At 32.3% G+C, this 13345-nt stretch carries 14 protein-coding genes; 8 read left to right on the plus strand and 6 right to left on the minus strand.

The window, feature by feature from the left end; translation table 11 throughout:
• The first annotated feature begins 407 nt into the window (after positions 1–407).
• Positions 408–779: a hypothetical protein gene (locus MHI39_RS01345; RefSeq protein ID WP_071977405.1), complete on the plus strand. Its 372-nt coding sequence runs from the start codon at positions 408–410 to the stop codon at positions 777–779.
• 114 nt (positions 780–893) lie between these two features.
• Positions 894–1982 carry a low temperature requirement protein A gene (locus MHI39_RS01350; protein ID WP_342540527.1) on the plus strand — a complete coding sequence of 363 codons (1089 nt, stop codon included), beginning with the start codon at positions 894–896 and terminating at the stop codon, positions 1980–1982.
• A gap of 210 nt (positions 1983–2192) precedes the next feature.
• On the opposite strand, the gene MHI39_RS01355 is transcribed toward MHI39_RS01350, so the two are convergent.
• The gene (locus MHI39_RS01355) at positions 2193–3146 is read right to left on the minus strand and encodes a serine hydrolase (RefSeq protein ID WP_342540528.1); all 954 of its coding nucleotides are present in this window, start codon (positions 3144–3146) and stop codon (positions 2193–2195) included.
• Between the two features lie 681 nt (positions 3147–3827).
• On the opposite strand from MHI39_RS01355, the gene MHI39_RS01360 reads away from it, so the two are divergent.
• The 3 genes from MHI39_RS01360 to MHI39_RS01370 all read left to right on the plus strand — a co-directional run bounded on the left by MHI39_RS01360 (position 3828) and on the right by MHI39_RS01370 (position 5978).
• Positions 3828–4664 (plus strand): DUF2268 domain-containing putative Zn-dependent protease, encoded by an 837-nt coding sequence (locus MHI39_RS01360; RefSeq protein WP_342540529.1) that lies wholly within the window; start codon positions 3828–3830, stop codon positions 4662–4664.
• A 153-nt stretch (positions 4665–4817) separates the two neighbouring features.
• Entirely contained in the window at positions 4818–5396 is a 579-nt protein-coding gene (locus MHI39_RS01365; protein WP_342540530.1) for a hypothetical protein, read from the plus strand.
• A 138-nt stretch (positions 5397–5534) separates the two neighbouring features.
• Entirely contained in the window at positions 5535–5978 is a 444-nt protein-coding gene (locus tag MHI39_RS01370; RefSeq protein ID WP_342540531.1) for an NUDIX domain-containing protein, read from the plus strand.
• 103 nt (positions 5979–6081) lie between these two features.
• Here MHI39_RS01370 and MHI39_RS01375 read toward each other — a convergent pair whose 3' ends face one another.
• Positions 6082–6615, minus strand: a complete 534-nt coding sequence (locus MHI39_RS01375; RefSeq protein ID WP_342540532.1) for a hypothetical protein — start codon at positions 6613–6615, stop codon at positions 6082–6084.
• A gap of 196 nt (positions 6616–6811) precedes the next feature.
• Here MHI39_RS01375 and MHI39_RS01380 point away from each other — a divergent pair, with 196 nt between their 5' ends.
• Positions 6812–7135: a hypothetical protein gene (locus MHI39_RS01380; RefSeq protein WP_251345997.1), complete on the plus strand. Its 324-nt coding sequence runs from the start codon at positions 6812–6814 to the stop codon at positions 7133–7135.
• A gap of 235 nt (positions 7136–7370) precedes the next feature.
• Here MHI39_RS01380 and MHI39_RS01385 read toward each other — a convergent pair whose 3' ends face one another.
• Complete coding sequence (locus tag MHI39_RS01385) at positions 7371–7490, minus strand: hypothetical protein (RefSeq protein WP_342540533.1); 120 nt, start codon at positions 7488–7490, stop codon at positions 7371–7373.
• A gap of 873 nt (positions 7491–8363) precedes the next feature.
• Between MHI39_RS01385 and MHI39_RS01390 the strand changes: the two genes are divergently transcribed.
• Positions 8364–8984 carry a DUF2268 domain-containing putative Zn-dependent protease gene (locus tag MHI39_RS01390; protein WP_342540534.1) on the plus strand — a complete coding sequence of 207 codons (621 nt, stop codon included), beginning with the start codon at positions 8364–8366 and terminating at the stop codon, positions 8982–8984.
• 323 nt (positions 8985–9307) lie between these two features.
• Here the strand turns inward: MHI39_RS01390 and arsB are convergent, their stop codons facing one another.
• Together arsB and MHI39_RS01400 are read right to left on the minus strand one after the other, a co-directional pair.
• On the minus strand, positions 9308–10363 hold the full coding sequence (gene arsB / locus MHI39_RS01395) for an ACR3 family arsenite efflux transporter (RefSeq protein WP_342540535.1): 1056 nt from the start codon (positions 10361–10363) through the stop codon (positions 9308–9310).
• Positions 10364–10387: 24 nt separating this feature from the next.
• Positions 10388–10735, minus strand: a complete 348-nt coding sequence (locus MHI39_RS01400; protein WP_209391840.1) for a metalloregulator ArsR/SmtB family transcription factor — start codon at positions 10733–10735, stop codon at positions 10388–10390.
• 325 nt (positions 10736–11060) lie between these two features.
• On the opposite strand from MHI39_RS01400, the gene MHI39_RS01405 reads away from it, so the two are divergent.
• Positions 11061–11636: a YdhK family protein gene (locus tag MHI39_RS01405; protein WP_071977396.1), complete on the plus strand. Its 576-nt coding sequence runs from the start codon at positions 11061–11063 to the stop codon at positions 11634–11636.
• Positions 11637–11717: 81 nt separating this feature from the next.
• Here the strand turns inward: MHI39_RS01405 and MHI39_RS01410 are convergent, their stop codons facing one another.
• A complete protein-coding gene (locus MHI39_RS01410) occupies positions 11718–12791 on the minus strand; it encodes a hypothetical protein (protein ID WP_342540536.1) in 1074 nt (357 codons plus the stop codon).
• Between the last annotated feature and the right edge of the window lie 554 nt (positions 12792–13345).

Below are 13345 nucleotides of genomic sequence, written 5' to 3' on the forward strand. Positions count from 1 at the left end.
CCTAAACTTTTTTATGGCTGAACAGAAGGAAAACCAGAGCAAAATCTGGCGATCTTCGGTCTTTCGGAATTGAATAAAAGCCAGAAGGAATAAGGGTTTTCGAGCCTTTATTCCTTTTTCTTTTCCCCTAAACCCTAATCCCTTACCTCTATTATGGAGTGACTTTTTTAGTCCAAAATGGTTGTAAAATCTGAACAAAAATTAGATGAATGTGGGGAAAATGCGGGAACGACTTTATTAGGAGGGTAATAATGGAAAAGGGCTTGAGGCGTTGGGGGAGTAGGAGTTGGTAAGGTTTAAGGGGGGAGGGGAGTTGGAACGAGTTTTTTGGGTGGATACATTAGTACAATAAAGGTATGAATATTTATATCTCAGTTAAGTGTAAAAATGGTCAGGAGGAAAATTCTTTGAGAAAAATATTGTTCTTGTTATTATTTACAACATCTCTTCTAGCAGCGTGTAATTCATCAAGCTTAAGTATTAGTGAAATTGATGTTATTCCAGATGATGTACAAGATAAAATCGATTATCACCATACACTCCAACTAATGAATGATGGAGAAGATATTGCTTACATTTTTTACCAATCAAAGGGAACAGTTGTTACTGACCTTGAGGTACAAGGTGACACATTAAAAGTAAAGTTAGATGAAACAAATAGACAAGATGGTTTAATCGAACAACATGTTTATAAATTGACGTTAGACCCCGAACATGAAGTTATTGATATCTTGATTAATGGGAAGTCCACTCAATTTGATAATGTTACAAGTTTATAATTTACAGACTATGGGTGCCTTAAAAAAGTAGTCATGCTGATATTTTATGATTTACAGTTTGATATGATCTAGCTGGAGTAGGATTTATTTTTGCATAGAGGAGTAGAAACATTCATGGAAAATAAGAACTTAACGTGGTTAGAGGCACTTTTTGATTTAATCTTTGTGGCTGCAATAGCAAAAGCTACGCACCTGTTAATGCATGAGGAACATGGGGTTATCCCGGTTGAATATCTGTTAAAGTTTGGTTTAATTTTCGTCCCTATTTGGTGGGCTTGGGTAGGTCAGTCTTTATTTATCAATCGTTTTGGTAAAGATTGTGTTACCCAACGTTTGTTTATGATCACTCAAATGATATTTATCATATTGATGACAGCTAGCCTGTCTGTTAACTTTGATCCATATTATATTCCTTTCCTCATAGGTTACATAGGAATCCGCCTATTAACATCTATGCAATATCTATGGATTAGTAGGTGGGAGAGTGGACCTCGCAGACGAGCAGCGGTTTATTTAGGGTATGTCTTTTTAATTGGTATTACTGTCTCCTTAATTTCCGTTTTCTTTGTCTCCTGGCCACGATATCTTATCCTATACTTAGGTATTTTTATTGATATTGTTGTCCCTATTTTAGGTCGTAAATATCTCGTCAAGGCTCCAACAGATACCTCTCACCTGCTAGAAAGGTTTGGACTTTTTACTATTATTTTGTTTGGAGAATCAATCGTAAGCTTAATTGCTGTCTTACATCCAGAAAAAGGAGAGTGGGAAGCGATTATTTTTACCATGATATCATTTATCATTGTTATTGCTATGTGGTGGCAATATTTTGATAATATAGAGAAAAAGGTTGACAAAAAAATAAAATCCACCGGGCAAGCGATTATTTATGGGCATTTATTTATTTATATGTCTTTAAGTATCATTGCATCGGCGATTCAGTTAGCCTTTTTAAAGGACATCCATTATCAGTTTTTGTTAATCTTGACCTTTGCTGCCACTCTTATCTACTTTTTATCAACCACACTGGTGTTCCATAAATATCGAATTATTAAGCATCGTTTGAACATTTTCCATTTAGGTTTATTTTTATTAATATTAGCAGCATTTCTTATCATAGATCTTGCCCTAGTCGTTCCAAACATCTTTATATTTGTTCAGTTGGCTGTATTCTTTCTTATATATGCGAAAGTAACAACGTAACTACCAGATTACGATAATGTCTTAGTAGCGGTACAATAATCAGAAGTGTATTTAGTATATTAATAAAGAAATTGCTTATATAGACTAAAGAGCTGAATAACAAGAGTTAGCCAGCTTTTCTTTTTGTTCTAAAGGGAAAGATTAGTTCAATATTATTAGCAGGCTCATTATGAGTTTGTTAAAGTTTAAAAAGATTTTATCAAATGCAGATCAGGCTTGATTTATGTTCATTACAGCAGGAAGAATGAGTTCATTAAATAAACGAAATGGTCGAGAAGAGTCCTCGAAGATAGTTCCTGTGAATACTGTTATTAATTGATAATCGGGGACGATAATGATATTGTTTCCACCGTAACCTTGTGCATAGTAAACCATAGGGATATCAACTTTTCCTGATAATACCCACCAATGATAACCATAGGAATTTAGTCTAGCTGTTGTAGAATCTTTAACCCAGCTTTCTGGTAGGATCTGTTTGGAAAACCAATTCCCATTGTTTAAATACAAATATCCAATTTTCAGCATATCAATAGTTTGCATTGCTAAACCAAATCCGCCGTTTGAAATTCCTTGTGCATCCGAAGGCCACCTGTAATCTTTTATATCTAAAGGTCCAAATAGAAACTTTTGTGCAAATGTACTAGCATCCATACCACTTGTTTTACTTAAAATAGCACTTAGTAAGTGGGAGTATCCACAGCAATAATTCATGGCAATGCCTGGTTGTTGTTCCATAGGGCGCTCAAGTATGTACCGCACCCAATTCTTACTGCTTTCCATTTCTTTATTACTAGTCCATCGTAATCCCGCCGTCATAGTTAATAAGTGTAAGACCGTAATTTCTAATTTTCTTTTATCCACACCAGGTCTTTTAAGTTCTGGGAAGTAGTGTACAATTGGAACATGAACACTTTCAATTAACCCCTTATTTAAAGCAATTCCAATGAGTGCTGATAACACACTTTTGGTTACAGAATTTATTTTATGTTGTTTAACTCTCATTTTGTTATTTCTAAAGTATTTATAGACTAACGCACCATCTTGAAGAATAAGACAACTATCAACATTATCCTTTTTAATCTTTTTATCAAATTTGTTTAATAATAGTTCATTCAAATAATTAATTTTAGGACTGGCTACATCCAAATCAGTAAATAGATTCAATAAAGATCCCCCTTTTTTATTGTTAAACTAAACTCCCCCGTAGTGGAATTTAAAAAAAGTCATCATAGCGAACTCAACTATTTTAATTCTTGCATCCGTTAGCATAATAAGAAATTACTTTGCTTTGATTTTTTTATCAAAAAAATAATACCTAATGAAATTCCTAATGCTGCTGGGAATTCTATAAGGATATTTAAATTATGTTTAAAAAATTGAATTTAATATTAAATATTAAACCTGCAATTAAGAGAACCAAAAAATACTAGAGAAACTTATATAATTGTTTCATTATTTATCTTCTTAAGCAAAACTTCTCATATATATGTTCTATACATAATGTAAGTAATCCTTCTTAAAGTAAACAGCCCTGGTAGCCATCCATGAATCAAATACTCAAAGCTTTTCACCACAAAGAATGAATGTAGAATTTTTGTGGCCATACCTAAGCTTAATATCTAGTTATTATTGTTTATTTTTTATTCAACTAAAGGGGGAGTGAATCGAGAAGGATAACGCATTTTTGTTTCAGATATTAAGCTAACGGGACAAGTTAGTATAAAAAGGAACTTCGTAAAATGATAAAGAATTAAAATATTTAGTTGTTCAGAAAAAAGGCTTTAACTATAGGTGTACTACTATCAATTACTTGAATAAGTAAAATTCATAGTAAGTTCTTTTGGATTGGAGTGGAGAACAATTAGTCAAACAAATTTATTAGTAAAGACTATATCTAGACTTGACGATATGCAGAAATTTATCTCAATTGTGAGATTAAATCCAGATGCAAATAGAAAAGAGATTTTTTTGGATGTTTTTAAATTTGAAGAAGAAGAATTAGAAATGATGCTATTTTTCGGGATGTTTAATTTAGATAATAATATTTGTTTACTTGAAAAACAATTAAATAAAATGCGAATACTAGGTTTTGAAAATTTTATAAAAGAGGAACTTGTGCTTTTGCAACAACAATACCCATCTAATAGAATAATACAGTTTGAGTTATTTATTTTAGACGAGGAGGATGACTTCGTTAAATCAAAACTTGGTGGAGTATCTGCCTTTACCAATTGGGATGGAAAGATGTGTTTTACAGTTCTTCCAGAAGAAAATGTACGTAAAATGTTAAAGTCTGTTATTACACACGAATATCATCACCACTGGAGAATAAGTGCTTTAGAAATTAATGAAGCAAACCAGACTTTACTTGACCGAATGATATTAGAAGGTTTAGCGGAGCACTTTATTCGTTTAAAATTGGGTGAAAAATATTTGGGTCCTTTTAAAGATGCATTATCCGAAATTCAAGCTAAGAATCTATGGGAGAGCCATTATATACAACATATAAACGATAAAGGTACATCAACTGATGTATTTATGTTTGGTAATGAAGAAGAAGGAATACCTTTTTGGGGCGGTTATGCAATAGGATACTATTTGGTTAAGTGGTACCTTGATAATAACAAAGATATTTCTATTGAAGAATTAACCGTGTCACCTTCATATTTGTTTATAGAATAGTTTACTTTTAGCTTAAAAGGGAGTGTTAATTGAAGATGAATTGCATCTTTAATTGTAAAATTTGTTTCTAACTATTGGGATGCACTTCGAGATGGATTAACATTTTTATTTGTTGAATTTACTAACGTGAAGGGGCCGTTTAGTGGAATACAATTGGAACATTTAAACAGGAATTTTAACCCTTTTGGAGAATATTTACTTTTAAATAGTTGCGATGGAGGGATTAATATTAAGACTAAAAAAAACTGGTTGGGTTTTGGTTCTTTATTTCTTCTGGTGTTAGGGATAATTAGCTTATTCATTGCAAATTCAGTCCATAAAAATTATGGAATATCCCGTAATAATCTGCTCAATATGATAGAAGTTAACAATCTTTCTACACAACAAATTGATAAGATTGGTAATGCTGTAAAAGAAATAAATAATAGATTTCATACCGATGAGTATATAGCTATATATACAAGTAAGGACAATAAATTTAGTAAAGAACCTAATTATTCATTTCCTAGCAAAGCTCAATTAAAGGATAATTTATTAACTAGAGCTGCATATCCAATTGAAAGGTATAATGGAAAGAACTTTTTTGTTGTACACCAGTATTTTCCTGATTGGTATTATTTGTTTTCAATTTCCCTATTTAGTCTATCAGCTATTTTCTTAATCATTTGGACTGCATTCCAAGTGAAACTAATCTTTAACCATATTAAAAATTTTAAACTGATCTTTAAATAATATGTAATCTAATGGAACTGCTAAATTGCAGTTATTTTTTTGGAAGTAAAGTTTTGTGAAAAAATGTAATTATAAAAAGAGAAGAAGAATCCAAGGGTATATTTAGTAAAATCGCTAAGAACAAAGGAGATATCAATTATGGCTGTCATTACATTTGGTCAAAAAGAAGATGCTAAAGAATATATAAAAAGGCCAGCTGTGTATTGTTTAATGTTTAATAATCAGAAAGATAGAATTGCAATCATTGAAACAGGTGATGGTAAGTATTTTCTTCCTGGCGGAGGAATAGAAAATACTGAGACTCACGAAGAGTGTATAAAAAGGGAAGCATTAGAAGAAATGGGGATGGAAATAGAAGTAGGTCATTTTATAGGATGTGCTCAAAGATATTTCTTTTCCACAAATGAATATAAGTATTACCTTAGCGAAGGTTATTTTTATCTATGCGAAATGGGAAAACAGGTAAGTGAACCAACAGAAGAGGATCACTTACTTATATGGGTTGAACCAATTCGAGCAGTAGAAAATTTATTTCATGAACATCAAATTTGGGCAGTTCATGAAGCGTTAAAATTGATTTAAATTATAGAGCTAAAGTGGGCAAAAGTATAGATCAACGGCTTTTTTTCTTTTCGACTAAAGGTGCAAGTTTGTTGAACAACAGTTTGACTTTTGTATGCTATTTTTAAGCACCATAGTAATAAAACGTATGATACAATACGGCAGCAAGACCAGCGAATTTCTGCGTTGTTGATTTTATTAAAATAGTATTCAATTCCGAGTTTTTGAACAAAGAAGTATTCGATTTAAGGGACATCGAAACAGTGGCTATTAGGTCATTATCACATTTGAGGTAACCGGCACCAGTATAATCTTTTTCAAAAAAATATTCGTGGCTATCCAACCTAAATTGATACGCTTTTTCAATTAGTTGAACTCTTTGAGAAGATATAGAAACGGTTTGTGAGGATAAATTGTCAGTTAATTTGTACTTAATGCCAGGAAACGCACAGTCTATAGTATATAGTGGTTTTCCATACCCATTAGCTAATTTATAACTATAAGGAATACCACTTCGTAATGTGTTGTGGACGATACGTGCAAGGAATTTATGTTGCTGTTTTCTTATTTCGAATGCAACTTCTTTTTTTTCGTTTAGTATTGGTATTATTGTTGTAATATGCACCTTTTCAGGAACTTGATAAGTAAACTGTTCCATTGTTTCCTCCCAGCCCAATCGATTCACCATTTATTATTATATATTAAAGTTCCTTTTAGGTAGCCATTAATTAATAATCCGGTGTTTTAGTATAAAAACAATTGAACGGCCTGTTTTGGCAATTCTTTTTTTTTTAAAGGGCCAGGATATTTGAATCACTTGTTGGAGAAATTGTATGTTTGGGGAGTGACTATTGATGTTAAAAGAAGTTTGTAAATGCAATTTTACAAGTTCATTTAAACTTGAGGCGGATTTTTCGGCTGACCCTATTTGGTGTAATATATGCGGTTGGAATCTTGATATAGAAGAATTTCCTTTATCCGATAATTTAATGAAAGAACTAATGGAATGGGTATTGGTATATGGTAATTGGATTGATTTGGAAACAGATTCATTAAAGGAAAATGGATTAAAGCTACAGGAAAATCACAATGAAAAAGGATTACAATTATGGAAAAAGGTGAAGAAAGAGTTAGGGGATAAAGGTCAAATTATATTTGTTCCATCCGAACTATATTGAATTTGTTCTTATTGAACGAAAGGGGGGGAGATTTGATCAAGGTTAATCTGCTTTTTCTTATTGTACTAAAGGGCCATTTAGTTTAATAATACAGGTTATTAAAGTATATAAATAGAATTATATTATGAGGCGAATCCTATCTTCTGAAATTCATCATCTCTATCTTGAAGAAATAAATCCCCATCAATCACCAAAATATCTTTATTCTTATTGAGTATGCTGTTTCATTTATAGATTAGGATTTTACAAATCCAAGTATTGAATTACTCTCATTTTTTAGTGTATGTAATTTTTCATAAGCCGAAATGAAAGCATCCTGCATAGCATCAGCTAGATCCTCATCATTATTCAACAATCTACTTGCAGTCCGATATAATACATCTTCATATTGCTTTACAAGCGAAACAAACGCTTGTCTTTTTGACTAATGTTTTTAATTATCCCATTCAGCCCCCCCTTTTACTGACTGGTTTGTTTTTCAATATATTAGATATATAAGAGTATCAATTAGTTGCATACATCGAATGAAATGATTTTCTCTCAAGTTAGCATTTGTCTATTACTCTATGCCAAGCAGCCATATTAAAAATCACGGGTTCATTTTCTCTTTCGTTAAATTTCTATCAAGTGAAGCTCTGTTATATATGCAATTTCCAAATTTGATTTACAGTCTTATTTTCTACTTTAAAAAGAAAAGAGTATCCCTTATTAAAGAGATGCCCCTTGGATCATGTGAACGGAAGGTTATAATAAACCATTTGTAATTTATGTTAAAATATTAGTGATTGATAATTTTGAAATTTCATTTTTATAATAGGGGGTTTTAAATATTTATAGGCACTTAGTTTTAGTTACCTTTATAATTATATGTTTATTAACAGGTTGTATCGAAGAAAGGACTTCAGCACCAAAAGATTCAACTATAACGGATAAATCCTCTAACCATGTTGAAAACACCCAAAGTTATACGATAAAAAATGCTACTCCAATACATTTTAAGGTAGGAGAACAAGAGTTTCAAATTGTACCAGTTTTTAATCCTATCCTCGAATACATACAAAAAGTAAAAGAGAATTTAGATCCAAACCATAAAGAATTATACATATCGACAGTTGTCGAACCTTTCCGAAAAGAGGCATTTGGCGAAAATGGTGCACATTGGTTAAAAGATAAATATAATTTTGCAGCGCCTATAAATGTCGATCGACTGAATGAATCAATTCAATTATTGGATGAAAACTATGAACATTTTAGTCATTTAATAAAAGAAACTTTAGAAAAGTCCTCTAACCTGCTTCATGGTGGAAAGACAACCATATATTTGTTCCCGTTTAATCCAGACCAGTATACTATCATAAGTCAAATGAGTGGAGTTACAGCATTTGCGACCTCTAACCAAATTATAGTTTTACAAATAGCACCTCAAAAATATAAAGAGGAGATGCTCCAATACACCGTGGCACATGAATATCACCATATTGTTTACTTTGAGGATAAGAAAGATAAACAAAGAGATTTATTTGATTATATTTTATCTGAAGGTAAGGCTGACTCCTTTGCTACCTTGATCAACCCTGAGATAAACGTTCCATGGACAGATGAATTATCTCCAGATGTGGAACTAACAATTTGGGATTGGGCAAAAGATAAGAGGTATTCTTTTAATAATAACGACTTAGCAGAGATGAATGCCGGAAACGGTGTTATTCCTAAATGGTCCGATTACAAAATTGGTTATCAAATTATGCAAGATTTTTTGCGGAAAAATCCTGATATTCCTATTAAAGAATGGACTTTTATGGACTCTGATGAAATTCTGAAGAGGAGCAGGTTTTCTCCTAATAGTTAATTATTGTTTTAATGAAGGATTATGTTTTGATCCAAAATCAATTGACAAAATAACTATTATAACCAAGTTAAAGTTGTAGACACTGAAGAACCTATATAAAGTAGAGAGTAAACTTCCTTTATTAGTAAAAAAGCTAAAATGGTCCAGTAATTATTTTTATAATTAGGTGGACCATTTTTATAAATTTATTTCATCTGTAACTCCTGCTTTTGTGATATCATAACCGAACTCTTTTTACTTTTAAATGGTTACAGGCCACTTTTCCTGATTACCACAGCGTCCACTACTAGATCTTCATTGTTTAGAACTGTTAGTATTTGAATTTATACTGCAGTCTCACTGTAATACTTTTTCTTAAACCAAAGTGCAACATTGACTAATGCAATCATTACTGGTACTTCCACTAAAGGACCGATTACTGCGGCAAAGGCAACTCCTGAATGTATTCCAAACACCCCAACAGCGACAGCGATGGCCAATTCAAAGTTATTACTTCCGGCCGTAAAGGCTAATGTAGTTGTTACTGGATAATTGGTACCTAATTTTTTTCCTAAAAAGAAAGATACAAAGAACATGATAACGAAGTAAACAAGTAAAGGAATAGCAATTCTCACTACATCTAATGGCAATGCAACAATCATATCCCCCTTTAAGGAGAACATCACAATAATAGTAAATAGTAGGGCGATTAATGTAATGGGACTGATTTTAGGGATAAATACCTTCTCATACCAATTTCTCCCCTTTGCTTTCACTAATGTAAATCTTGTAAGCATTCCCGCGACAAAAGGAATGCCTAGGTAAATAAATACTGATTTTGCTACCTCTCCAATGGTAATATCAATAATTGCCCCTTGTAATCCGAACCACTCCGGAATTACTGTTACAAAGACATAAGCATAGATGGAAAAAAAGATGACTTGGAAAATTGAGTTAAATGCAACTAGGCCTGCAGCATAATCTGTATCCCCTTTGGCTAGATCATTCCAAACAATGACCATAGCAATACAGCGTGCCAATCCAATCATAATAAGTCCTATCATGTATTCTGGCTTATCAGGTAAGAAAATGATGGCAAGAAAAAACATCAGAATCGGACCAATAATCCAGTTTTGAACGAGGGATAAAGCTAGCACCTTAATATCTTTAAACACTCGACCAATTTCTTCATAACGTACTTTGGCTAGCGGAGGATACATCATAAGTATTAACCCAATAGCTAATGGAATAGATGTAGTTCCAATTTGAAACTTATTTAATCCATTGATCATTCCGGGAAATATGTAACCAAGTCCAATTCCTATAGCCATTGCAAGAAATATCCATAGTGTTAAATATCTATCAAGAAATGATAAACGTTTTTTTTCAGTATGACTCATGTTTTTTGTCACCTCCATGTTTGATTAACAACCGCAGCGGATGGTTGGATTACTCTTATCAATTTGTTTAATGGTTTCTTCTTGGTCAGGTATCTGCGTCGTTACATAATTAATGAGGCGATAGAACTCACTACTTTTATTCAATGAATAATAGATCCATTGCCCTTTTCGTGATTCTTTTACTAGATCAGAATCCTTTAATTTACGTAAATGTTGACTAATAGATGGTTGGGTCATATCGAAAACTTCCTGAAATTCACAAACGCATAATTCGCGTTTCATTAATAAAGCAACCATTGTTAATCTTGTTTTATCACCAAGTAATTTAAGAACTTTTGATGTACGTTCAATATCGGGTAATGTTTCTTGCATTTGAGCACCTCCTATATAGATATATAATTATTTACTTATATATGATTCAATTAATAAATATATAACTATTTACTTATATAAGCAAGGGGAGTCATTCAATCATTTTTTTTTCTAATTAGTGTATGCACTGATAAAGTTATAAATCACCATACTTTTTATCCTCCTGTTTTCAATAAAGTAGAGTCTAATCTCTTGATGCATAAATTATTATGTTTGAGCAGCATTTTGTTTACCTATATAGGATTAGGGGAAAATTAATAATATTGTTATTTCCATTACATAAGAGGCGAGATTCATTCAATCAAATGTTTTAGGAGGAATAATTATGTACCAAAAATTCATAATAGGAATTGTTGCGTTAATGCTAATCTTTGCGTTAACAGCATGTGGAAAAAGCAATGACTCAACAGATAATAAAAAATTGGACATGGGATCTAAGCCTGCTAGCAGTGTAAATAAGGATCATATGGAGCACTCGAGTTCTGGTGAAGTTCCAGAGGGATTAAAGGTAGCTGAACAACCAACGTATAAAGTAGGAGATCAAGTGATACTTAAAACAGATCATATGAAGGGAATGAAGGATGCTGAAGCAACTATTTCGGGAGCGTTTGATACTACTGCATATGTAGTTACATATACTCCGACCACTGGTGGACCGAAAGTAGAAAATCATAAATGGGTTATCCAAGAGGAAATCAAAGATGCAGGAAATAAAGTATTGAAACCTGGAACAGAAGTTACCTTAGAAGCAGATCATATGAAGGGAATGAAAGGTGCGAGTGCTGAAATCGTCTCTTCGGAAAAAACGACCGTCTATATGGTAGATTACACTCCGACAACTGGTGGTCCTGTGGTAAAGAATCATAAATGGGTAACCGAAGACGAAGTAACTGCTAAATAAGATAGTTAAAAAAGCTAGTGCATATGCATTAGCTTTTTCTTTCCAATAAAAGTAGTTTCCAACGCATTCTTTGTTTTTTAGTTACAAATACATGCTTCGTGCCTCATCATTGAAAAATTCGATGACATTATTATACTCGGTAATATTTATACTGTTCTGTCTCATTATCTTTTGAATAAAGATGGCATCCGTAAACATTTTATTGATAAGTAATTCACACGATAGTGGAGTGCCTTTAAAGTAATCGACCAATTCATGAATTTCATCAAAGTTAAAGTATAGGATATAGCACACATAATTCTGAAGCAACATGGTGAAACAATGGTCACGATAGGGAGTGGAGCAATTGTTGGCGAGAAAGCCTTCCATGATACTGAATAATGTTGTTTTATTTTCGGAATATATATGTAATAAATAATCAACATTATTGATTAGTCGTATTACATCCTCTAACCCCTCTTCAGGAGGCAGCGACAGCTTGGGCGATTTCCCTTCGATGGACCTTAACAATTCTAGTGTGAGATTCTTACATGCATCTATTTCATGTGGATTAATCATTATTTGATCTCTATACTTGTTGAGGTTCTCCTTGTAGTAATCGTGAAATTTAGAAAAGTAATCTTCCAGGTGGATATTGGTTTTCGTATGGACCAAATCCTTTCCTTCGAATGAAAAAGAGTAGAGAGTTTCTTCGTTAACCGGGTGAGTATAAAGATAGAAAAAGAAGAAAAAGTCTCTTAATTGGTGTTTTTGTTCCTTATTTAATTTAGTAGCATCAGTCAATTGTGCTAACTGAAAAAAACAATAGTTTTTCATAAAATCATTCATTGCATTGAACGGGTTGTTGCTAACAATGGATGTCGTCCTGTTAATAGTAAATAGTAAATAATATAATATTAATTCATCATATATATCTAGTTGCTTGAAAAATGCTGAGAGAACAGGCTTCCAGTTAGGATTCATCATATAATTTGGATCTTTCGGCTCTAATTCATATGCCCACTCAACAAATGACTCGTTCCCACTATCGACAAAAAATAATTCTGCGCTATCGTTTTCAAGCAGGCAGTATTCAAAGCAGTCCAGTTGAACGGACTGTATTTTTCTGCTGAATTTAATATTTAAGTATTCATGATAGAGTAGTTGCAGTTTCATCGGTTAAATCCTCGGTTCATCATAGTGTTTTACTTATATTAACGTAATATCAGGGAGATCACTTTATCCCTTCTTTTAAACTATTCCACGTCTAGCGGAGCATTCCTTCAATTAGAGGGGGGAGAATTAGAATTTATCCTCAAAACAATATGTAAAAACTTAATTTCTTGGGTTTTTTATTTAAAAAAAACAAGAGATCAATGGGATTGCATTAATTTATATTAATAAAAATAAGCATTCTAAGTAGTTAAATAGAAATGTAGATAGAAGGTTAAAAATGGGTGAATCGCTTTGCTCAAATGTGAAACCTTGTTAGACTTGTTCAGTTTTAAAGGGTTAATCTTTATGTTCATCAAAAGTCATGGGTAAGATTTCTTTTAATAATAAAAGACTATATAATAAAAGCAAAACTATGCTCTCCTACTTAAAGCATATTTAAGGTGATTTATTAATGACATCATATAATCGTATACTTATCATGATCCCTCCGTTTCCCTAGCTAGGTCTATAGTGTTTTAAAAAAGTAGACCATGCTTGTAGGAGGGCAAAATAAA

The organism is Heyndrickxia sp. FSL K6-6286 (genome assembly GCF_038630395.1).
GTDB lineage: Bacteria > Bacillota > Bacilli > Bacillales > Bacillaceae_C > Heyndrickxia > Heyndrickxia oleronia.

Excerpts from the sequence above, each read along its gene's own strand:
- MHI39_RS01350 (WP_342540527.1), top strand. The coding sequence starts at position 894 with ATGGAAAATAAGAACTTAACGTGGTTAGAGGCACTTTTTGATTTAATC.
- MHI39_RS01370 (WP_342540531.1), top strand. The coding sequence starts at position 5,535 with ATGGCTGTCATTACATTTGGTCAAAAAGAAGATGCTAAAGAATATATA.
- MHI39_RS01375 (WP_342540532.1), bottom strand. The coding sequence starts at position 6,615 with ATGGAACAGTTTACTTATCAAGTTCCTGAAAAGGTGCATATTACAACA.
- MHI39_RS01380 (WP_251345997.1), top strand. The coding sequence starts at position 6,812 with ATGTTAAAAGAAGTTTGTAAATGCAATTTTACAAGTTCATTTAAACTT.
- arsB (WP_342540535.1), bottom strand. The coding sequence starts at position 10,363 with ATGAGTCATACTGAAAAAAAACGTTTATCATTTCTTGATAGATATTTA.
- MHI39_RS01400 (WP_209391840.1), bottom strand. The coding sequence starts at position 10,735 with ATGCAAGAAACATTACCCGATATTGAACGTACATCAAAAGTTCTTAAA.
- MHI39_RS01405 (WP_071977396.1), top strand. The coding sequence starts at position 11,061 with ATGTACCAAAAATTCATAATAGGAATTGTTGCGTTAATGCTAATCTTT.
- MHI39_RS01410 (WP_342540536.1), bottom strand. The coding sequence starts at position 12,791 with ATGAAACTGCAACTACTCTATCATGAATACTTAAATATTAAATTCAGC.